The organism is Nocardia sp. NPDC051750 (assembly GCF_044453135.1).
GTDB lineage: Bacteria > Actinomycetota > Actinomycetes > Mycobacteriales > Mycobacteriaceae > Nocardia.
This window is the reverse complement of record NZ_JBITCK010000003.1, coordinates 139,400-159,924: the sequence shown is the minus strand read 5'-3', so window position 1 is coordinate 159,924 and position 20,525 is coordinate 139,400. Positions and strand designations below refer to the sequence as shown.

Sequence of the window (20,525 nt, the reverse complement as noted above, 5' to 3'; positions counted from 1 at the left end):
ATCACCATCGAGTCCACCCCTCCAGCGATTCGACATACTCGGTCTGTGTGTTCGGCGAGGTGGTCGGCTTCAACCGCCAATCACCCGCGTCCCACACCATGATCAGCCGCATGGTCACCCATACCGGTTTCCCGTCCAGCGCCGGAGCGCGCAGCGCCAGCCGGACGATCGCCATATCGTCGGCATAATCGTCGATCTTGAACGCATCGGAGGCCACCAGATACTTGGTCACCGATGTGGGCTGCTGCTCGGGCAGCAACTCCGATTCCAGCGCCTTGTCGTAGGCCGCGATCTGCTGCGCCGACACCCGCACCTGCCGCACGTACAGGTCACGGTGCGCGGGCCGGGCGTTGAGCCGGTAGGTGATCTGGGCCGCCGCCAGCGCGGCACCCTGCGGGGTATGCGAATACCCCACTGCCAGGCCGTCTTCTATCCGTTGCGGGCCGTCGGAGGTGGAGAACGGCACCGAGGCGCCGAACACCCGCTGCCAGCCACGCGGCGCGGTGGTACCCGCGGGCGCCGCCGTGAGCCAATCCGGATCGGCCGGATTACGCTGCGGCGACGGGTCCTGCGGCAGCACCTGACCCGCCGGATTGTTCGGAATATCGACCCGGCGGTTGAACACATCCAGATCCGGATCCGCGAAGCCCTCACCCACCGCCGCCGTGGGCGCCGGCCCTGCTTCGGGCTCGTCCTCACGTCCGGTCCACATGACCACGCCCACGACCACGATCAGTGCCAATACCGCCGCGGACGCCACCACGCCGAAGGAGACGCGGTCACGCTGATAGGTCTCCTTCCCGCTCACTTCGGGGCCTCCACCTTCACTGTGTCACCGGGTAATTCCCGGACGGGTTCGATAGGCCGGGTGGTCGATCCCGGATCCGGCAGCCGTAACCGCCAATCCTGGGCGAACCATTCGACCGTCGTATGGTTCACCGCTCTCGAACTGTCCGAGTACTCGCTGTACACGTCCACGGCCGCGCGCTGATCGGAGTACTCGGTGATCCGGTACCCGAGCAGGCGCGGCGCGTAGACCGGATCCGCGGGCCCGCTGATGGACACCTGCACCCGGTTCACCGCCCATTCGTCCTTCGCGGGCCCCGGAACCACTTCCCGGGCAGCGATATTCGACCATTGACTGTCATCCGCCACCGACAGTCGCACGGCGTGCACCATCGCCGCAACCCCGGCACCGGGCGGGGAATGTTCGAAACCTGTTGCCGCATTGTCTATTTCCGCAGTCGGGCCTTGATCGGTCTGCGGGATCGGCACGCCCTGGAACGGCTGCCAGCGCACATTGGTCGGCGGTGTGGACAGATCCGGCGGTGCCGCCGCGTCACCGTCACCGCAGCCGGACGCGCCGGTCAGCAACACCACCGACAGCAGCCCGACAGCAACCCGGTAGGCACCGAACCGATGCGCGGCCGGTGTCTCGGTCGAATTCATCCGCAGGTCGTTCCCCTCGCCTCGCCCCGGCTCATCCGGGCAGGAACGCCAGAGCGATACCGGAGGCGGTGCTGGCGACGGTTGCGCCGAGCAGACTCATGAGCACCCCGTGCGAGGCGTCGTTCATCGCCAGATCACCTTTGAAGGTGAGCCACAATTTGCCCGCCGAGACGATCAACCACGCCAGACAGCCCATGAGGACGAACCACAGCAGCCAGTTCAGCAGCTGCATCAACGGTTCCAGCACCTCGGCCGGCATCTGCTTATAGGCCAGCACACCGGCCGCCCCGACCAGATCCATCTCTACCTCACGTTCCGATGACGGAATTCATAATGGTGCCCGCGCTCGTGGCCACCACTCCACCGATCATCGCCCCCGCCACCATCTTCGGGGATTCCAGACCGCCACCGGTCCATTTCTCCCAGGCGAATTTGCCACCCGCGTAGATGATGCCGCAGATACCGGACAGCAGCACGAACCAGGTGAGATAGCTGACCAGATCCAGAATCTTCTCCGAACCGGGCGGTGCTTCCGGGGTCGGATTGCCCACCTGGGCCAGGACGACGGTGTCGTAGGCCTGTTGAACCGCGAGGGTTACAGTGCTCATCGGATGCCTTTCTCGATAGGTGAGGCGCACACCCGGGTCCGCGGGAGCGCGGGGATCATGGGACGGGAAACATGCTCGACGGTGGTCACGGCATCACTCCTCCACGAATCTCGATCGGCCCCGGGCGGGGGTGGCCTCCGATTCTTCCAGTACGGCACGGGCGGCCGCGACGATCTCCGAGCCGAGTTCCCGGATATCCAGCGGGACTTCGTCGAGCGGATCGATCCGGCGCCGGCGTTGCGTCGCGGCTGCCACCCCCGGCGTCCACACCGGCAGTTTCTCCGGCTCGACCAGCGTCCACTCCTCGTACCAAGGCACCTGCCACACCTGCCCGGCCAGCGACGCGACCACGTCGCGGTAGCGGCGGATCTCCGGCGCCATCCGGCCCGGGCGCGCCGCCACGGTGATCAGGCCGAGTACCTGGCTCGGCCCGGCGAGCCCGGCATGGTGCTGGCGCAGCAGATCATGCGCGTGGGTCAACCCGGCAATGGTCTCCCGGGCTACCAGGACGACGAACGGCGATTCGCGCTCGTAGACGCCCGGCCAGCGCCGGCCCGAATCGGCCGCGGGCGCCAGGATATGCGCGAGACTGCTGGCTCCGGCACCGCCGTGCACCCCCAGCAGCCACACCAGCGGGGCACGACCGGCACCCGGCACCGGGCGATCCCAGATCTCGGCGCGGCGCGATTCCGGTGGGGGCACCACTCCGGCGGCAGCGTTACGGTCAGGTCGGCGAGGAAGATTCATAGCAACAGACATGATGCCCTCCCCCGATGCGGCATGCGGTCAGCGGAGGCCGCAGCGAAGGCGGAGGTATCGCAACATGATGCCCTCCCCCGATGCAGCATGCGGTCAGCGGAGGCGGAGGGATCACACCACGATGCCTCGCTCGGTGTAGCGGCATGCGGCCGACGGAGGCCGCGGCCACGGCGGACGGATCGCATCATGCTGCCGCCCCGGCCAGTAGCCGCTCGTAGGCCTGCCGGGTCTCCCGGGCCAGCGCTACATGACGGACGAGTTCACCACGAGCCAAATGCGGGTCGTAGGGGACCTCGACGATATCGCGGACCCAGCCGGACAGATGCTCACGCAGGTGGTCCGCGACCCGCGAATCGACTCCCGGTTGCTGGTGCGAGACCACGATCGTGGTGTCCCCGACGATTCCGCCGCCCATCGGTTCGGACTGGTCGCCGTATTCGTCGTCCAGCCATTCCAAGGTCACCCGGAGCCGGTTGGCCGCATCGCTGCGCGCCGGAATCGACAGCACCAACGCCACATCCGCGTCGTCGAGCAACGGCCGGAGTTGCCGGCCCGCGATCGGGTTGCCGCCGTCGAAGATCCCGGTGTAGCCGGCCTGGTCCACCGCCCGGGCGACGGTCAGATAGCTTGCCCGGCGGCGCAGCGGCGCGGCGTCCCGCCACAGCAGGCCGATCCCGGAGGTGGCCCGTGACATACAGTCCTTCAGCGGCGCGGGTTCGTCGTCACCGCGCCCGTACAGCCACTGCTGCAGGCTGATCGGATGCAGATGTTCGTCGGCGCCGCGCAACGCGATATCGCCGCCGGCCGGGGTGGCGTCCACGGCGATCGTCGCCGTACCCGCGAGCCCGAGTTCACCGGCCAGGCCCAGGGCGGTCGTGGTGGTTCCGGCACCGCCGCAGCCACCGACCACCAGGATCGGCCGGGCCGCCCCGGGAGCACGGTTGCGGCTACCGCCGCGCAACCGCACCACGGAGGCCTTCCCGGTTCCGCCCGGCTCGTCCGCGCCGTCGGAATCCGGTGCGGTATCGAGCCAGCGGCTCCAATCCTCTCCCATCGCGCACTCTCCTCTATCCGGCCGTTATACCCGTGATGAGGGTGCGGCCGTCGATCACCGCGGTGGTGACCGTTTGCCTGCTGTAGGTGGCCGGCTCGCCACCGGGCCGGTACTCGGTGACTTCGACGGAGTACCGGCCGTCGGCCACGGTCACGATGCGCACGCAGTGCGCGGTCCCGGTTTCGACGCTGTCGATACCCGCCTGGATCACCGCGCGGTCGGATACCGCGGCGCCGGGCGCCACCACCGCATGGGCCGCGGCACCGGAGCGCTCCACGTAGTAGGCGTATTGGAAACGCAGGATCGCGGCCGGTCCGGAATCCGTTCCGCCCGGGCCCGCACCGCGCACCACCGCCCCGGCCTGTTCGTCCGGGCATCTGGACGCAGCGGGTGCCGCACCCGCGCTGCTGGAGGTGAACCGCAATCCGGCACCGTCATCGGGGCCCGCGGCCCGCGGGGCACCCGGCGCCAGCAGATACACCACCACCGCGGTGGCGATGGCCAGCACGACGACGGCGGCGACCAGCACACCGAAGGTGCGGCGCCGGCGGTCGTTACCGCCGGTGGCGTCCCGGAGCCGGCCGGGCGTGCGGCCGATCCGCACGGGTTCGGCGAGTTCGTCCTCGTCGGGCCAGGGCAGGCGCAGCAGGTCGGCGTCGCGTTCGTCGGACGGGTCGTCGACCCAATCGGACCAGCCGCCGGTGAATTCGCTGCGCCGACCGGACAGTTCGGCGGGCGCCCGGTCCGGGGCAGCGGTGGCGCTACCGGCCTCGGCGATGTAGTCGGGATACCGGGCGGGGCCGGCGTCGTCGATCTCCGCGGCGATCTCCGGTTCGGCCGGCCCGGCCGCGGCGCCGCTCTCCCCCTCGGGTTCGAGTGGGCCATACCATCGATCGAATTTTTTGTAGGACTTCAACATTCCCCCATTCCCGTGGCGCCGGGCACGTGATATCTCATCATCGATCCCTCTCGGCGATCAGTTCACGGAGAACGAGTCGTTTTCGGTTGTCGGGGGTGTATCGGGCCGGTCGGCCGACGGCCGATCCCGGGAGGCACCGTCGGCTCCTGTCCCGAATGGGAATTGTCCCGTACCGGAGGGAGTGGGCGCAGGCGACGCGCCGGGCCCGGGCCCGAAGAATCCACCGGGGGGCGGTGAACCGGCCCCCGGTGCGCTACCGAGCGGCGGCGGTGCCGTCGTCTCCTCGGAGACGGGTTCGTTGCCGCTGCCATAGGTGGTCGCGAGATCCCGCGCGGCGGCGGCGAACCAGTCGGCAATGAACTTGGTGGGTGCCTCCCCCGTGGCCGAAATGGCGGCGTTGCCATAGGCCTGATGCCGCTGAATGGTATCCCAGTACCGCACCCAGGTCGTGGTATCGAGCAGGGCGTGGTTGTCCTGAATATTGTCGATCACGGCGTTGAAAGCCTGACTCACCAGCCGGATGCCGGTGGTCGGCGGGATGAGCTGCGGAATCGCGCCCAGCAGTTTGACTCCCAGCATCAGCAGCGCCGCGGGCGGATTGGCCAGGCCCGCGGTCGCGAGTTCGGCGATCGCCGCGGGATTCAGCACCGTGCGCACGACCGTGACCACCGCGTTCAGCCCGATCATGCCGACCTTCAGCAGTGCCCGCATGGCACCCGGAATATCCAGCGGGGTACGCGGATCGGCGGCGTCGGCGAGCCGTTCGGAGATCGACTTCTTCGGCGAGATGTTCAGGTTCGCCAGCGAGGTGCCGGAAACATCCTCGTTGACCACCTTGGTCGCCGTTTTGATCGAGGTGAAGGCGAGTGCCTGCGCCACCGAGGTGAGCGAGGCGATCGGATCGCCACCGCTGAGCTTGGCCTGGCCGACGACACCGGCGACCGCCTTCAGGATGGGTGCGCCCTCGGGTACGTCGCAGGCGAGATCGCCCGCGGCACAGAAACTGGCCACGCGCCCCGTCAGGGTGCCGAAATCCTCGGCGGCGTCCCGGTTCGGGGCGATCCCGCCGCCGGTCGCCGGTGTCTGTGGCAGCGCGGCGATCCGGGTGGTCTGCTCGCCGTCGGTGCCCGGCACCGGATCCGGGTTCGCTTTGCCCGGGACACCGGGGAACAGCGGGGCGCCCGGCGTTCTGGTGGGGTCGCCGATCAACGCCACGGCCGCGATCTTGTCCTCGGGCAGCGAACTCTGCCCCTGTCCCACTTCCTGCGCGAACACCGAAGCGACATGGGCACCCTGCGAGTACCCGACGATGGCCAGCCGGGTGTCGGGGCAGCGCTGAGCCACCGAGGCGGCCATGGTGCGGAGCCGGATCAGGCCGCCGCTCACCGAATCCGAGTACGGGGTGGCGCTACCGCCGTCGATCCCACCGAAACTCGATTCGTAGGGCACATACGCGCGCTGGACGAGCTCTTCTTCGGGGGCTGCGGCCAGGAGCGGCCGGAACACCGTGGAGAGCATGCCGGTATCGGTGGTGGGGGCGGCGTCCGGCGACGATTCCCCGGTGCCCTGGATCCCGAGCGCGTACAGTGCCGGACACGCGGCGATCGGCAGATCGGTCGACGGGCCGCCCGGATTCGGCGGTTGAGCATATGCGGGAGCGGTGAGAGTACCCGCCGACACGGTCGCCACAGCGACGGTGAGTGCGATCAGCATCCCCGAGAAACTTCTGCATCCAGCCATAGCGACCCGCAATCACTCTTACCGCAGTTACCGAGCGCGACGAAACGCAGTAAACGGTAACAGATTCCGGCTATGACCGCTGAAGCGGCGAAGAGTTTACGCGAACCGCCAGGAGCACCCGTATGCGCCACGGCGCGTCGCAGCCCGAATGTTACATATTTCCGGACGCACCGGAACGGCTGCCAAGACCCCGAAACGCGCCCGGCGGTGGAGATCCGCTCAGGCGGCGGACGTCACGCGGTACACGTCGTAGACGCCTTCGACGTTCCGGACAACATTCAGCAAGTGGCCCAGATGCTTCGGATCACCCATCTCGAAGGTGAATTTGCTGATCGCCACCCGGTCGCCGTGGGTGGCCACCGACGCGGACAGGATATTGACCTTCTCGTCGGCCAGGACCTTGGTGACATCGGACAGCAGCCGGGTGCGATCCAACGCCTCGATCTGAATCGCCACCAGGAACACCGAATGTGGGGACGGCGCCCATTCCACATCGATGATGCGTTCCGACTGTTCCTGCAGCGAATCGGCATTGGTGCAGTCCACCCGGTGCACACTCACCGAGCCACCACGAGTGACGAAGCCCAGGATCTCGTCACCCGGAACCGGGGTGCAGCATTTGGCCAGTTTCGCCACGGTGCCCTCGGCACCGGGAATCAGCACTCCGGCGTCCCCGCTGAGCCGCTGCCGCGGCGGTGTGGTGGACGGGGTGGAGCGCTCGGCGAGTTCGTTCTCCACATCGCCGATGCCGCCCAGCTGCGCCATGAGCCGCTGCACGACATGGTGCGCGGAGACCTGATGTTCGCCGACCGCGGTGTAGAGCGTGGAGATATCGCCGTAGTGCAGTTCGTGCGCCACGGCAGTCATCGCGTCGACGTTCATCAGCCGCTGCAGCGGCAGCCCGACGCGCTTGACCTCCTTGTTGATCTGCTCCTTGCCGTTCTCCAGCGCCTCTTCCCGGCGTTCCTTGGCGAACCACTGCCGGATCTTGGCCTTGGCGCGCGGAGAGACCACGAAGCCCTGCCAATCGCGACTGGGCCCGGCATTGGGGGCTTTGGAGGTGAAGACCTCGACGACCTCACCGTTCTCCAGCTGCCGTTCCAAGGCGACCAGCCGGCCGTTCACCCGGGCGCCGATGCATTTGTGGCCTACCTCGGTATGCACCGCGTAGGCGAAATCCACCGGCGTGGACTTCTGCGGCAGCGTGATCACATCACCCTTCGGGGTGAAGACGAAGATCTCCGGTGCCTTGAGGTCGAACCGCAGCGATTCCAGGAACTCGGCCGGATCCGCGGCCTCCCGCTGCCAGTCGAGCAGCTGCCGCATCCACGCCATATCGTCGACCTCGGCGGCGTCACCGGAGTGGCGGCCCTTGGTCTCCTTGTAGCGCCAGTGCGCGGCGATCCCGAATTCGGCGGTGCGGTGCATATCGTGGGTGCGGATCTGCACCTCGAGGGGTTTACCGTCCGGGCCCACCACGGTGGTGTGCAGCGACTGGTACACCCCGTACCGGGGCTGGGCGATGTAATCCTTGAACCGGCCGGCCATGGGCTGCCACAGCGAGTGCACCACGCCGACGGCGGCATAGCAGTCGCGGACCTCGTCGCAGAGGATGCGGATACCCACCAGATCGTGGATATCGTCGAAGTCCTTGCCCTTGACGATCATCTTCTGATAGATCGACCAGTAGTGCTTGGGGCGACCCTCCACGGTCGCGGGGATCCGGGACGCGGCCAGCGTGTTGACGATTTCGGCGCGCACCTTCGCAAGGTACGTGTCACGTGACGGTGCCCGATCGGCGACCAAACGAACGATCTCGTCGTATTTCTTGGGATGCAGGATCGCGAACGCGAGATCCTCGAGCTCCCATTTGACGGTGGCCATACCCAGCCGGTGCGCCAGCGGCGCGATCACCTCGAGGGTTTCGCGGGCCTTCTTGGCCTGTTTCTCCGGCGGCAGGAACCGCATGGTCCGCATATTGTGCAGCCGGTCGGCCACCTTGATCACCAGCACGCGCGGGTCACGGGCCATCGCGATGATCATCTTGCGGATGGTCTCGGCCTCCGCAGCCGCACCCAGATTCACCTTGTCGAGTTTGGTGACACCGTCGACCAGGTGGGCGACCTCGGGCCCGAATTCGGCGGTCAGCTGTTCCAGCGTGTACCCGGTGTCCTCGACGGTGTCGTGCAACAGGGCCGCCACCAGGGTGGTGGTATCCATCCCCAGTTCGGCGAGAATATTCGCGACGGCCAGCGGATGGGTGATGTAGGGGTCGCCGGATTTCCGGAACTGGGTGGCATGACGTTCGTCGGCAACATCGAAGGCTCGCTGCAACTGGGTCAGGTTCGCCTTCGGATACAGCTCCCGGTGCACCGTCGCCAAGGGCTCCAGCACCGGTTTCACCGCGGGAATCCCCCGTTGACCGGTCATCCGCCGGGCCAGCCGCGCCCGCACCCGCCGGGAGGCCGAACTGGGGACCGCGCCCGACTGGCGGGCTTCCGGATCGGCGGCGGCACCGGGACGCGCGTTCGCTGGGGAGGCGGGGGCCCCGGCACCGTTGGACGGCGATCCCGATGTCTGCCCGACATTCGCCTCGCCCAGATGCTGAGTCATGCCACCACCTCTCCATGCCGCGGCGGAACACCGCAACGCTTCAGACCACCAACTTTAGCCCCCGCAGCACTACGGGAAAGCCCACAGCAACACCATCGACATCTATCGATACGCCTGTCCACCCGGTATAACACCGTATTCGACCTCCGCGTTCCTGGTGCGGGCGGGTTTATGTTCAGGCTGGGCGCAGCATGAACGGGGCCCTGCGATCGGTCCGCATCCCGGCCGCGGAGGCCGCAGCGCCGGCGAAGGTATCGCACTACCGCCTCCGGGCCCGACGCGCTCATGCGGTATCCATGGCGCACGAGCGCGGGCCCTGCGTGGTTACGCTCCGCTGCGCCTCCGGGCCCGACGCGCTCATGCGGTGAGCCCGTCCGGTGTCAGTTCGACTTGCCGGGTGATCCCGATTTCGGCCAGGAAACGTGGATCGTGGCTCACCACCAGCAGCGCGCCCTGGAACGCCGCCAGCGCCTGGGTGAGATGCCCGAGGCTGACGAGGTCCAGATTGTTGGTGGGTTCGTCGAGGATCAGCAGTTTGGGCGCCGGCTCGGCGAGCAGCAGCATCGCCAGCGCCGCCCGCAGGCGCTCCCCACCGGAGAGCGCCGCCGCCGGGACGTCGGCCGCGGCGCCGCGGAACAGGAAGCGCGCGAGCTGGGCGCGGATCCGTTCCGGTTCGGCATGCGGGGCACCCGCCGCGACATTGTCGAAGACACTGCGATGCTCGGCGAAGATATCGAGCCGCTGCGGCAGCATCCGCCACGGCACCCGCGGTGGTTCGGCGGTGATCCGCCGCAGCAGGGTGGTTTTTCCCGCCCCGTTGCGCCCGGTGAGCGCCAGCCGTTCGGGCCCGTCCACCGCCAGCGAGACCACCGGGCCGTTGGCCAGTGTCACCGCCTCCAGTGCGATCACCTCCTGCCCCGGATACAGGCGGGTATCCGGCAGATCGACGCGGATCTCCCGGTCGTCGCGCAGCAACTCTTCGGCCTGTTCCAGCCGCTCCTTCGCGTCCTGAACCTTCTCGATATGGCTGTTGCGCAGTTTGCCCGCCGACACCTCGGCCTGCCGTTTCCGCTGCCCCATCACGATCTTCGGTTCGCGTTTGTTCTCGTACATCTTCTGCCCGTAGCGCTGCCGGCGGTCGAGTTTGATCCGGGCCTCCACCAGCTCCCGGGACTGTTTACGGACATCGCCGCGGGCGTCACGGATCGCCGCCCGGGCCGCCTCCTGTTCCTGCTCGACGATCCGCTCGTAGTCGCTGTAGGTGCCGCCGAACAACCGCAACCGGCCGCCCCGGAGTTCGGCGATGGCACTCATCCGTTCCAGCAGCTCACGATCGTGGCTGATCACCAGCACCGTCCCGCCGAACTGCGCGACGACATCGTAGAGCCGGGCTCGGGCCGCCGAATCGAGGTTGTTGGTGGGTTCGTCGAGCAGCAGTATCTCGGGCTCGCGGAGTAGTTCGGCGACCAGGCCGAGCAGTACGGTCTCGCCGCCCGACAATGTCTCCAGGCGGCGGTCCAGGTGGTCGGCCGAGCCGGCGAGATGGTCCAGCCCGAGCCGGCCCAGCAGGGCCACCGCGCGTTCCTCGACATCCCACTGTGTTCCGACGAGTTCGAAATCGGCTTCGCCACCGATGCCGGATTCGATGCGGTGCAGCGCTTTTCGCACGCCGTCGATCCCGAGCACCGTGTCGACCCGCTGCCCCACGGCCAGACCGAGGTCCTGGCGCAGATATCCGAGCCGACCGGTCACGGTGATCGAACCCCGCGCCGGACGCAGTTCCCGCGTCAGCAATCGCAGGAGGGTGGACTTCCCGGCCCCGTTCGAGCCGACGACACCGATATGACCGGGTCCGAGAACGGCGTCGAGCCCATCGAACACCGGAGTTCCATCCGGCCAGGAAAAACAGAGATCGGAAAGAGAAATAGTGGCCACGGCTGCCCCTGGAGGTATCGATACGAACGCGACGCGCAGAATGCGGGCCGCATGAGCGACTACCTCATGAGAGCAACGGCAACTCCGATCCCCGGGAACAAGACCTCGACGAGGCTACACCAGCTCGGGTGGTGACGCCAGGATTTTCTGCCGGGCGTCACAGCACATCACGGGGTCAGACGGTGATGATCGAGGTCACCGGGTAGTCCCCCTGGCGGGCACGCCCGCCCAGAGCCTCGAGTTCCAGCACGACGGCCGCGGCCACCACGTGCGCACCGGCCGTCGCGAACAGATCCGCGGCCGCGGCCAGGGTGCCGCCGGTGGCCAGCACATCGTCGAGCAACAACACCCGGCGCCCCGCCAGGTCCACACCCGTGGCGGGCACCTCCAGCGCCGCCGTTCCGTATTCGAGCTGGTACTCCCGGGTGATCACCGGCGGTGGCAGCTTGCCGCGTTTACGAACAGCGAGCACGCCGGTGCCCAGGGTGTTCGCGACCGCGGCCCCGAGGAGGAATCCACGGGCATCCACACCGGCGACCAGATCCGCATCCGGGACGAGGGCGGCCAGGCAGTCGACCACGGTCCGGAAACCCTCCGGATCGGCGAACACCGGGGTGAGGTCGGCGAACCGGATACCCGGTTCCGGGAAGTCGTCGGCCCAGCGGGTGTAGCGCCGGACGAGGTCCGCAGCCCGGCCGCTGCCGTCGGCGACCCCGTCAGCGGGCTCCGCCGCCGCATGCTTGCTCATCGGCACATCTCCCTCATCGACGCCCGGTTCATCGCTCCAGCACCCACTGGTCCATATTCCAGCCGGATCCGGCCCTGGTGGGTCCCGCGATGGCGTTGCGCAGACCACCGGCGAACGCGATGGTCCGCGGCGTGGCGAACAACGGGACACTCGGCAGCTGCGCCCACAGCAGGTTCTCTGCCTCGGTGAGCAGATTCAGCTGATTCGTCGAATTGTCTTCGGCCGCCAGCTGATCGGTGATCGAGTCGTAGCGGCTGTTGTGGAACTGCCCGGCATTGAGTCCGCTTCCACTGCGCAGCCCGTCGATCGCGGCGATACCGTCGAGCGAACCGGCCGGCCCCGGGGCTCCCCCCGGACCACCGAGGACCGCGTCTACCGCACCGTCGCGCAGCTGCGCCGGGGTGAAATCGGGCGTACTCGTGTCCTGGACGGTAATTCCCGCCGCCTTGCATGTATCCGCGATCATCGACACGGTCTGCGCGCGCCGGGCATCGGGAGCCAGATAGCCGACCCGCACAACCAATCCGTCTTTGCCGGCATCGGCCAGTGCCGCCTGAGCACCCGCGATATCGCCGCCGGCGAACGGGCCGGCGGCGCCGGTCGCGGCGGGGTAGAAGAGCGAATCCTGCTGGAGCGTCCGGGAATTCGACAGCCCGGCACCCAACCCGGCCTCCGGTGCATCGGTGACCCGGCCGAGCCGGTCGAACAGCGCCTGCCGCGGTACGCACAGAGCGAACGCGCGGCGCGCGGCGGCCGATCCGAACACGCCGCCGGTATTGAGCACCAACTGTTCGGTGCCCCGGCTGGGCAACTGCTGGACGGAGAAGGCATCCAGATTCGTCTCGGGCAGCGACCCCGACCCGATATCCACTACCGCGGCCGAACCGTCTCCGATCCGGGCGGCGAGATCGGAAGGTTTGGGGTAGACCACGATCCGGCCGGTGGCCGGCGCGCGACCCCACCACCGTTCGTTGGCGACCAGTACCAGGCCGTCCTCCAGACCGAATGATTCGATCCGGTACGGGCCGGACGACGGGAACCGGGTGATATCCAGTTCGCCGGGCGCCAGATTCCAGCCGGTGTTCCAGAACTCGGCGAGCCGGCCCAGCGCGGCACCGTCCTCGGTCTGGACGGCCGCGACGATATCGGGAACATTCGCCGCCTGCGCCGCCACATGGGCGGGCATCAGCTCACCGGCGCCGAACAGGGTGCGCCAGGGCAGGTAGCGGCGTCCGGGCCGGAACACGACGGTGCCGTCCTTGGATCCCGGCTGGCATTCCACCCGCTCGATATCCTCGTAGCCCGCTCGACTCGCCGAATCGGCACCCGGGAGCCGGCCACTGCGGGCGGCCCAGGTGAACACCAGATCGTCGCAGGAGGTGGGCACACCGTCCGAATAAACGCCCTGGGGGTTGAACCGGTACTGGATCGTCTGCGCTTCACCCGGCACTTCCTTGGCGGTGCCAGTATCGGTATCCGCGACCGGCTGACCGTCGGGTCCGGTGTAGTAGAACCCGGTCAGCACCCGGCCGAATACCGCCTGCGCCGAGGCCGCGCCCACCGTCGTGCCGCCGTTGTAGCTGGCGACCGCGGTGTCCACGGCGTATCCGATCGACGGAACCTGGTCCCCGCTGGAGCATCCCGCCACGAACCCGGCGGCCGCGGTGGTGGCCGCGAGCAGCGCGATCGTCCGGCGCAGATATGGCAGTCGCATCGAACCGTACCCCTCGTCTGTCAGTGCCGCCTCTGTCGTTTACCGGTGGGGCGCGCGCCGGGCACGGGCCCGGCGGAGCCTGTACTGCGTGGAGTCTGTGCGGTGCGGTCCCCGCCGGCCGCGCCGGGACGGCGCCGTGGCGCCGCGGCGGACCGTTCCGGCGCCGGAGCCTGACCGGCCCGCCGGGCCTGCACCCGCTTGGTGTGCGCGGCGACCGGACCCCAGCGTTCCTTGATCGATACCAGTAGCGGGGTGGCGAAGAAGATCGACGAGTAGGCGCCGACCACCGTGCCGACCAGCTGTACCAGCGCGAGATCCTGGAGGGTGCCGACACCGAGCATCCACACCGCGATCACCATGAGCCCGATAATTGGCAGCGCACCGATCAATGTGGTGTTGATCGAGCGCATCAATGTCTGATTGATCGCCAGGTTGGCTTGCTCGCCGTAGGTCCGCCGGTGGGTGTGCAGCACCCCGCGGGTGTTCTCCTCGACCTTGTCGAAGACGACCACCGAGTCGTAGAGGGAGAAACCCAGAATGGTGAGCATGCCGATCACCATCGCCGGCGTCACCTCGAACCCGACCAGCGAGTAGACACCCGCAGTCACCAGCATGTCGAAGACGAGCGCCGCCAGCGCCGCGATGGCCATATCGCGTTCGTAGCGGAACCCGATGTAGACGCTCACGATCACCAGGAACACCACCAGCGCGATCAGCGCCTGCCGGGTGATCTGGCCGCCCCAGGTCTCGCTGACATCGGAGGCGCTGATCGCGTTGCGGCTCGGCTGGCCACTGTCGTCGGTCGGCTGGAACTCCTCGAACAACGCCGACTGCAGCGCACCGAGTTCGTCGGCGCTCAGCGTCTCCGAGCGGATCAGGATGGTCGCGCTGTCGCCGGTGCCGACGGTCTGCACCGATTCGGGTTCCGAGCCGATCACATCGGAGTACACCGTCTCCACCTGCTCGGTGGTGGCGCCACCGGCGGGCAGCTGGATCCGGGACCCGCCGACGAAATCGATACCGAAGGTGAAACCGCGCACCGCCATACTGAGCAGGCAGATCAGCACGATCACCGCGGTGATCATGTACCAGCGGCGGCGGTTTCCGACAACGTCGAGAACGCCGGTACCGGTGTACAGGCGGTTCATCCAGCTGCGCCGGGCGCCGGAACGCCCCGGCGACGTGTCCTTGTCCATGGTCACGGGACTGTTCATCGTCACGCCTTCCCGACCGCGGCCTCGGCCGCCTTGCGTTCACGGGCGAGCTGCTGCATCGCGCCGAGCCCGTTCACCGAGGGTTTGGCCCAGAAGGTGGAGCGGGCGGCGATCTGCACCAGCGGCGCCGTCACCAGGAACACCACCACGACATCGAGAACGGTGGTCAGGCCGAGCGTGAAGGCGAACCCGCGCACCTGCCCGACAGCCAGCACATAGAGCACGGCCGCGGCGATGAAACTGACGGCGTTACCGGACAGGATGGTCTTTCGGGCGCGCTGCCAGCCGCGGGGTACGGCGGACCGGAAACTTCGTCCCTCGCGTATCTCGTCCTTGATGCGTTCGAAGAACACCACGAACGAGTCGGCGGTCATCCCGATACCGATGATCAGACCCGCGATACCCGCGAGATCCAGGGTGAAGCCGATCCAGCGGCCGAGCAGCACCATGATCCCGTAGACCGCGATACCCGACCCGACCAGCGACAGTGCGGTGAGGAAACCCAGCATCCGGTAGTAGACCAGGCAGTACAGCAGCACCACGGCCAGACCGACCGCGCCGGCGATCAGGCCTGCGCGCAGCGAGGTCAGCCCCAGCGTCGCCGACACGGTCTCGGCTTCGGAGGTCTGGAACGACAGCGGCAGCGAACCATACTTCAGCGTATTCGCCAGATCCTGTGCGCTCGAGGCGGTGAAATTACCCGAGATCTGGGTCCGGCCGCCGAGCTGCGGTCCCTGCTGCACCACCGGGGCGCTGACCACTTCCGAATCGAGCACGAACGCGACCCGCTGCTGCACGTACTCGCCGGTGAGCGAGGCCCAGGCATCGCTGCCGCCGGATTTGAATTCGAGCGAGATCTCGTGGCGCGACTGTTCGGTGTTGAAGCCGGAGCTGGCGTCGGCGATCTCCTGGCCGTCGATCCGGCTCTTGTCGAGCAGGAAGACCTCGGTGCCGTCGGTGGAACAGGTGACCAGCGGCAGGTTCGGATCATCGTTACCGGCCAGCGGGTCGGCGGCGGCGCAGTCCATCGTGGACATGGCCAGCTGTTGCATGGTCGGATCAGTGCTCTGCCGCAGCGCTTTGGACGCCTCGATCTCCTGCTGGGCCCGCTCCTGCGGGCTCAGCGATTCGTCGGCCGGAGCCGGCTCACCCGGTGCCGGGGTGGTCTCCCCCGGGGCGGGAACCGGAGCAGGCTCGGCCGGGGCGGGCGGCTCGGGCAGCGGAGTCCCGGGAGCCTGCGCGGGGCGGACCTCCAGATCCTCGGCGGAAACCGGCGCCGCGGCGGCGGGAGTCTCCGGGGCCGGCGCTGTGGCCGGGGCTTCCGGTGCGGGCTGCTCCGGTGCGGCCGGTGCGCCCGCACCGTCGCCTGCCGGCGGCGTTCCTTCGGCCGGCGCGGGCTGCGTGGGTGCGGCCGGTACGGCGGGCTGCCCGGGGGCCGGAGCCTGCTGCGCCGCCTGGGTGCCGGGTGCGGGAGCCGCCTGCAGGACCGGGCGGATGTAGAGCTTCGCGGTCGTCGCCAGCGTTCGCGCCTGCTGACTGTCGTCCCCGGGGACCGTGATCACCAGGTTGTCCCCGTCGATCACGACCTCGGAGCCGGAGACACCGAGCCCGTTCACGCGATTCTCGATGATCTGCTGCGCCTTGGACAAGCTGTCCTGGCTGGGCCGGTTACCGTCCGGGGTCCGGGCGGTCAGCGTGACCCGGGTACCACCCTGCAGGTCGATGCCGAGTTTGGGCGTCGGTGATTTGTCACCGGTGAAGAACACCAGCGCGTAGATCGCTGCCACCAGCACGCCGAAAAGAGCGAGCCAGCGGAGTTGATGCGCCGATCCCTGGGACGGTGGCACAGGTCGTCATCTCCTAGGCGGAAGTTCTGGGTGGAACGGCCGGGACGGGCGCGCCCGGGTCGAGCAGCGGGCAGCACACGACGGCGCCACCGGTCACCCGGGACAACCGGTCCGGTGGCCGGGGCCGTGGTATTCAGTCCTTGGTCAGCCGGGTCGCGGTCTGCTCGGGGGTTTCCTCCGCGGCGGGCGCGGCGGTCTCGTCCCCTGCTGGTGCGTCGGCGGACTCGACGGTCACGTCGTCGCCGGTGCTCTCGTCGGCGACCTCGGCGTCGGCGCGTACCTCACGGATCGCCAGCCGCAACCAGGTGGTCACGACCTCCTCGGCGATTTCCAGATCGACGGTGGTGTCGTCGACCTCGACCACGGTGCCGTACAGCCCCGAAGTCGTGACGACCTGGTCACCGATCTTCAGGTTGTTCTGCATCTGGGTGACCTTGTCGGCCTCTTTTTTCTGGCGGCGCATGCCGAGGAACATAAAAGCCAGCAGGCCGGCCAGTAGAAGCGGAAACAGCAGCGATTCCATGGTGGAAGTCAGTTCCTGATCTGGGGGTGAGGGGGCAGGTACGCCCACAGTCTGCCAGTTCGTTCGCCCGGCGCCACACCCGCACGCCGGAAAAGGGTTCTCCGGCTGCCGCGGCCGCGCCCGGTGGGCGGCGTCACAGTCCCGGCGAAGCACCTGCCGGACAACCGGTTACGGCCATAATCGGGTCATGACGCCCGAGGATGTGCACCGCATCACTTTCGCGACCGCACCGTGGGGCCGCCGCGGCTACCGCGTGGACGATGTCGACGAGCTGCTCGACCACATCGCCGCGGCCCTGGCCGGGCGGGCCCCGCTCGGCGCCGACCGGTGGCAGAGCGGATTACGACCGGGCGGCACCTGGCTGAACCGCGGCTACCACCCCGACGAAGTCGACGCCTTCCTGGAACAGGTCCGCGCCGAGTTCGGGCTCCCACCACTCGGACGCTGAGAATCGGACAGTTCGAACCCGGCCGGGGCGAGGCGGATGCGCACCCGATCCCGCTACTCGAACAGGTCGAGTGTGGGCTGGGGTTCGCGGCCACGGACTTCCAATGCACCGAACGTGAGGTCCGGCGGAGGTGTCAGGCCGAGGTGCATCCAGGCGGCCGCGGTGGCGACCCGGCCACGCGGGGTGCGCGCCACCATCCCGGCCCGCACCAGAAACGGTTCACACACCTCCTCCACGGTCGTGGCCTCCTCCCCGACCGCTACCGCGAGGGTGGAAACACCGACCGGTCCGCCGCCGAATCCGCGGATCAGGGCGCTCAGCACCGCCCGGTCCAGCCGGTCCAGCCCCAGCGCGTCGACGTCGTAGACCTCGAGCGCCGCCCGGGCGACCGGGACGTCGATCCGGCCGTCGGCCCGGACCTCGGCGTAATCCCGGACCCGGCGCAGCAGGCGGTTGGCGATACGCGGTGTACCGCGGGACCGCCCCGCGATCTCGGCGGCCGCGTCGGCGTCGATATCCACCCCGAGGATCTGCGCGGACCGTTGCACGATGAGCAGCAGCTCGGCGGGCTCGTAGAAATCCATATGCCCGGTGAACCCGAACCGGTCGCGCAGCGGCCCGGTGAGCGCACCCGATCGGGTGGTCGCTCCGACCAGGGTGAACGGGGCGATATCGAGCGGTATGGAGGTCGCCCCGGGCCCCTTGCCGACCACCACGTCGACCCGGAAATCCTCCATCGCCAGATACAGCATCTCCTCGGCGGGCCGGGCCATCCGATGGATCTCGTCGATGAACAGCACATCGCCGGCGACCAGGTTGCTGAGCATGGCGGCCAGATCCCCGGCCCGTTCCAGGGCCGGGCCGGAGGTGATGCGCAGCGCGGTGCCGAGCTCGCTCGCGATGATCATCGCCAGGCTGGTCTTGCCCAGGCCGGGCGGCCCGGACAGCAGGATGTGGTCCGGGGTGCCACCGCGCGCGCGGGCGCCGCGCAACACGAGTTCGAGCTGCTCGCGCACCCGCGGCTGGCCGATGAATCCGTCCAGTGAGGTGGGGCGCAGCCCGGATTCGATATCGCCGTCCGAGGGCAGATAGCCGGCGCTGACCGGGGATTGCTCCTGATCCGGGGACTCGTCGTAATCCATAACACCGCCTATCGGTTCTTGCCCAGGATCCCGAGCGCGGCGCGCAGCGCCGTGGAATTGTCGGCACCGGGGTTCTCGGCCAGTACCGCGTCCACCGCCGGTTCGGCCTGCTTCGGCGGGAAGCCCAGTCCGGTGAGCGCTTCCACGACCTGGTCGCGGACCGGGGTGTGCACCGCGGCCACCGGGGTGCCCGGTGCACCGGCTGGGACGGGTACGAGATTCACCTTGTCCCGCAACTCCACGACCATGCGTTCGGCGCCCCGTTTACCGATTCCCGGCACCCTGGTGAGTGCCGCGATATCGCCTGCGGCCAGCGCTTTGCGCAAGGTTTCGGGTTCCAGCACCGCCAGCACCGCCATCGCCAGCCGCGGACCCACCCCGGATACCGTCTGCAGCAGGCCGAACAGATCGCGGGCCTCGGTATCGGCGAACCCGTAGAGAGTCATCGAATCCTCGCGCACGATCAATGCCGTGTAGAGGCGGGCCTGTTCGCCGCGGGTGAGGCCGGCCAGTGTGGCGGGCGTGGCGTTGAGCTGATAGCCGACCCCGGCCGCTTCGAGAACCACATGGTCGAGGGCGAGTTCCACAACCTCGCCGCGTATGGACGCGATCACCCGCGCACCGCCTTCCGCTGCTGTTCCAGTCGTTCGGTGTACTGCCGCCGGGCCCGCTCGGCCAGCGCCTCGGCGGCGGCCATCCGGGCGATCAGCGGCGCCCGCCAGCAGTGGCAGATGGCGAGCGCCAGGGCGTCGGCGGCATCCGCCGGTTTCGGTGGCGTCGCGAGCCCGAGGATCCGGGTGACCATGGCGGTCACCTGTTTCTTGTCCGCCCCGCCGTTACCGGTGACGGCGGCCTTCACCTCACTGGGAGTATGGAACATCACCGGGATATCGCGGCGGGCGGCGGCCAGGGCGATCACACCGCCGGCCTGCGCGGTGCCCATCGCGGTACGCACATTGTGCTGCGCGAAGACCCGTTCGATCGCCACCACCTCGGGGCGGTGGGTGCCCATCCACTCCTCGGCGGCATCCGCTATCCGCAGCAGCCGCTGGGCGAGATCCATATCGGCCGGGGTCCGCACGACGTCGACCGCAACGGCCCGGACGGTGCGCCCCACTCCCCCGTCGACGATGCTCAGCCCACACCGGGTGAGCCCGGGGTCGACGCCCATCACCCGCACCCGCACAACCTTTCCCAGAACGAACAATTGTTCGAAGTCTAGTGCAGGCCGCTGTTTCCCGGCGCCAGTGACACGGACCCCGGCGCTTGTCCGGCTACTGATCCAGCCGGCCGGTGAAGATGTCGTAGGCGGTGGCGTCGTACAGCACGAACCGCACTTCCTGGACCGCGGTGGGGTGTTCCCGGACGGTGGTGACGGCGATGCGGGCAGCGTCGTCCATGGGCCAGCGGTAGGCACCGGTGGAGATCGCCGGAAAGGCCACGGTGCGCGCCCCCAGCTCGTCGGCGACGCGCAGGGATTCGCTGTAGCACGACGCCAGCAGCGGCGCCAGCTGCGCCGTGCGGTCGCCGCGGGCCGACCACACCGGGCCGACGGTATGGATGACCCAGCGGGCCGGTAGCTCGCCGGCCGTGGTGGCGACGGCCTGACCTGTGGGCAGTCCACGCGGATACTCGGTATCCCGCAGCCGCCGGCATTCCGCCAGGATCGCCGGCCCGCCGCGGCGGTGGATGGCGCCGTCCACTCCGCCACCGCCGAGCAGTTCGGAGTTCGCGGCGTTCACCACCGCGTCGACCTGCTGCTCGGTGATATCTCCGCGTACGACAGTCACAGACACCATGCCGTCATTGTGC

Annotated in this window: 20 protein-coding genes; 1 reads left to right on the top strand and 19 read right to left on the bottom strand. The window is 68.5% G+C overall.

Annotated features, from left to right (window positions below):
- Position 1: 1 nt before the first annotated feature.
- The 15 genes from ACIA75_RS14375 to yajC all read right to left on the bottom strand — a co-directional run bounded on the left by ACIA75_RS14375 (position 2) and on the right by yajC (position 17,123).
- Positions 2-808: a hypothetical protein gene (locus ACIA75_RS14375; RefSeq protein ID WP_397103805.1), complete on the bottom strand. Its 807-nt coding sequence runs from the start codon at positions 806-808 to the stop codon at positions 2-4.
- Positions 805-1,449, bottom strand: coding sequence for a hypothetical protein (locus ACIA75_RS14370; protein WP_397103802.1), 645 nt, complete (start codon positions 1,447-1,449; stop codon positions 805-807). Before ACIA75_RS14370 ends, ACIA75_RS14375 begins: the two co-directional genes overlap by 4 nt.
- A gap of 31 nt (positions 1,450-1,480) precedes the next feature.
- Complete coding sequence (locus ACIA75_RS14365; RefSeq protein WP_397103800.1) at positions 1,481-1,750, bottom strand: hypothetical protein; 270 nt, start codon at positions 1,748-1,750, stop codon at positions 1,481-1,483.
- A gap of 7 nt (positions 1,751-1,757) precedes the next feature.
- Complete coding sequence (locus tag ACIA75_RS14360; protein ID WP_397103798.1) at positions 1,758-2,057, bottom strand: hypothetical protein; 300 nt, start codon at positions 2,055-2,057, stop codon at positions 1,758-1,760.
- Between the two features lie 93 nt (positions 2,058-2,150).
- Complete coding sequence (locus ACIA75_RS14355) at positions 2,151-2,816, bottom strand: hypothetical protein (RefSeq protein WP_397103796.1); 666 nt, start codon at positions 2,814-2,816, stop codon at positions 2,151-2,153.
- A 184-nt stretch (positions 2,817-3,000) separates the two neighbouring features.
- On the bottom strand, positions 3,001-3,870 hold the full coding sequence (locus ACIA75_RS14350; RefSeq protein ID WP_397103794.1) for a MinD/ParA family protein: 870 nt from the start codon (positions 3,868-3,870) through the stop codon (positions 3,001-3,003).
- A gap of 13 nt (positions 3,871-3,883) precedes the next feature.
- Positions 3,884-4,789: a hypothetical protein gene (locus tag ACIA75_RS14345; RefSeq protein ID WP_397103791.1), complete on the bottom strand. Its 906-nt coding sequence runs from the start codon at positions 4,787-4,789 to the stop codon at positions 3,884-3,886.
- A gap of 57 nt (positions 4,790-4,846) precedes the next feature.
- Positions 4,847-6,502 carry a cutinase family protein gene (locus ACIA75_RS14340; RefSeq protein ID WP_397103789.1) on the bottom strand — a complete coding sequence of 552 codons (1,656 nt, stop codon included), beginning with the start codon at positions 6,500-6,502 and terminating at the stop codon, positions 4,847-4,849.
- 246 nt (positions 6,503-6,748) lie between these two features.
- Positions 6,749-9,142, bottom strand: coding sequence for a RelA/SpoT family protein (locus ACIA75_RS14335; RefSeq protein WP_397103787.1), 2,394 nt, complete (start codon positions 9,140-9,142; stop codon positions 6,749-6,751).
- A gap of 357 nt (positions 9,143-9,499) precedes the next feature.
- Positions 9,500-11,023 (bottom strand): ATP-binding cassette domain-containing protein, encoded by a 1,524-nt coding sequence (locus ACIA75_RS14330; protein WP_397103785.1) that lies wholly within the window; start codon positions 11,021-11,023, stop codon positions 9,500-9,502.
- Positions 11,024-11,252: 229 nt separating this feature from the next.
- Positions 11,253-11,825 carry an adenine phosphoribosyltransferase gene (locus ACIA75_RS14325; RefSeq protein WP_397103783.1) on the bottom strand — a complete coding sequence of 191 codons (573 nt, stop codon included), beginning with the start codon at positions 11,823-11,825 and terminating at the stop codon, positions 11,253-11,255.
- A 28-nt stretch (positions 11,826-11,853) separates the two neighbouring features.
- Positions 11,854-13,539: an ABC transporter substrate-binding protein gene (locus ACIA75_RS14320; RefSeq protein ID WP_397103781.1), complete on the bottom strand. Its 1,686-nt coding sequence runs from the start codon at positions 13,537-13,539 to the stop codon at positions 11,854-11,856.
- 20 nt (positions 13,540-13,559) lie between these two features.
- Positions 13,560-14,735, bottom strand: a complete 1,176-nt coding sequence (gene secF, locus ACIA75_RS14315; protein WP_397105301.1) for a protein translocase subunit SecF — start codon at positions 14,733-14,735, stop codon at positions 13,560-13,562.
- 20 nt (positions 14,736-14,755) lie between these two features.
- Positions 14,756-16,600, bottom strand: coding sequence for a protein translocase subunit SecD (gene secD / locus ACIA75_RS14310; RefSeq protein WP_397103779.1), 1,845 nt, complete (start codon positions 16,598-16,600; stop codon positions 14,756-14,758).
- Between the two features lie 133 nt (positions 16,601-16,733).
- Positions 16,734-17,123 (bottom strand): preprotein translocase subunit YajC, encoded by a 390-nt coding sequence (gene yajC / locus ACIA75_RS14305; RefSeq protein WP_397103777.1) that lies wholly within the window; start codon positions 17,121-17,123, stop codon positions 16,734-16,736.
- A 187-nt stretch (positions 17,124-17,310) separates the two neighbouring features.
- Here yajC and ACIA75_RS14300 point away from each other — a divergent pair, with 187 nt between their 5' ends.
- Positions 17,311-17,571: a DivIVA domain-containing protein gene (locus ACIA75_RS14300; RefSeq protein WP_397103775.1), complete on the top strand. Its 261-nt coding sequence runs from the start codon at positions 17,311-17,313 to the stop codon at positions 17,569-17,571.
- Positions 17,572-17,624: 53 nt separating this feature from the next.
- On the opposite strand, the gene ruvB is transcribed toward ACIA75_RS14300, so the two are convergent.
- The 4 genes from ruvB to ACIA75_RS14280 all read right to left on the bottom strand — a co-directional run bounded on the left by ruvB (position 17,625) and on the right by ACIA75_RS14280 (position 20,512).
- Complete coding sequence (gene ruvB / locus ACIA75_RS14295) at positions 17,625-18,713, bottom strand: Holliday junction branch migration DNA helicase RuvB (protein ID WP_397103773.1); 1,089 nt, start codon at positions 18,711-18,713, stop codon at positions 17,625-17,627.
- 8 nt (positions 18,714-18,721) lie between these two features.
- Positions 18,722-19,327 (bottom strand): Holliday junction branch migration protein RuvA, encoded by a 606-nt coding sequence (gene ruvA, locus ACIA75_RS14290; protein ID WP_397103771.1) that lies wholly within the window; start codon positions 19,325-19,327, stop codon positions 18,722-18,724.
- Positions 19,324-19,893 carry a crossover junction endodeoxyribonuclease RuvC gene (gene ruvC, locus ACIA75_RS14285; RefSeq protein ID WP_397105299.1) on the bottom strand — a complete coding sequence of 190 codons (570 nt, stop codon included), beginning with the start codon at positions 19,891-19,893 and terminating at the stop codon, positions 19,324-19,326. Before ruvC ends, ruvA begins: the two co-directional genes overlap by 4 nt.
- Positions 19,894-19,987: 94 nt before the next feature.
- Entirely contained in the window at positions 19,988-20,512 is a 525-nt protein-coding gene (locus ACIA75_RS14280) for an O-acetyl-ADP-ribose deacetylase (RefSeq protein ID WP_397103769.1), read from the bottom strand.
- Between the last annotated feature and the right edge of the window lie 13 nt (positions 20,513-20,525).

Coding starts and splice junctions, on each gene's coding strand:
- ACIA75_RS14370 (WP_397103802.1), bottom strand. CDS start 1,449: ATGAATTCGACCGAGACACCGGCCGCGCATCGGTTCGGTGCCTACCGG.
- ACIA75_RS14365 (WP_397103800.1), bottom strand. CDS start 1,750: ATGGATCTGGTCGGGGCGGCCGGTGTGCTGGCCTATAAGCAGATGCCG.
- ACIA75_RS14360 (WP_397103798.1), bottom strand. CDS start 2,057: ATGAGCACTGTAACCCTCGCGGTTCAACAGGCCTACGACACCGTCGTC.
- ACIA75_RS14355 (WP_397103796.1), bottom strand. CDS start 2,816: ATGTCTGTTGCTATGAATCTTCCTCGCCGACCTGACCGTAACGCTGCC.
- ACIA75_RS14350 (WP_397103794.1), bottom strand. CDS start 3,870: ATGGGAGAGGATTGGAGCCGCTGGCTCGATACCGCACCGGATTCCGAC.
- ACIA75_RS14345 (WP_397103791.1), bottom strand. CDS start 4,789: ATGTTGAAGTCCTACAAAAAATTCGATCGATGGTATGGCCCACTCGAA.
- ACIA75_RS14340 (WP_397103789.1), bottom strand. CDS start 6,502: ATGCTGATCGCACTCACCGTCGCTGTGGCGACCGTGTCGGCGGGTACT.
- ACIA75_RS14335 (WP_397103787.1), bottom strand. CDS start 9,142: ATGACTCAGCATCTGGGCGAGGCGAATGTCGGGCAGACATCGGGATCG.
- ACIA75_RS14325 (WP_397103783.1), bottom strand. CDS start 11,825: ATGAGCAAGCATGCGGCGGCGGAGCCCGCTGACGGGGTCGCCGACGGC.
- ACIA75_RS14320 (WP_397103781.1), bottom strand. CDS start 13,539: ATGCGACTGCCATATCTGCGCCGGACGATCGCGCTGCTCGCGGCCACC.
- secF (WP_397105301.1), bottom strand. CDS start 14,735: ATGGACAAGGACACGTCGCCGGGGCGTTCCGGCGCCCGGCGCAGCTGG.
- yajC (WP_397103777.1), bottom strand. CDS start 17,123: ATGGAATCGCTGCTGTTTCCGCTTCTACTGGCCGGCCTGCTGGCTTTT.
- ACIA75_RS14300 (WP_397103775.1), top strand. CDS start 17,311: ATGACGCCCGAGGATGTGCACCGCATCACTTTCGCGACCGCACCGTGG.
- ruvB (WP_397103773.1), bottom strand. CDS start 18,713: ATGGATTACGACGAGTCCCCGGATCAGGAGCAATCCCCGGTCAGCGCC.
- ACIA75_RS14280 (WP_397103769.1), bottom strand. CDS start 20,512: ATGGTGTCTGTGACTGTCGTACGCGGAGATATCACCGAGCAGCAGGTC.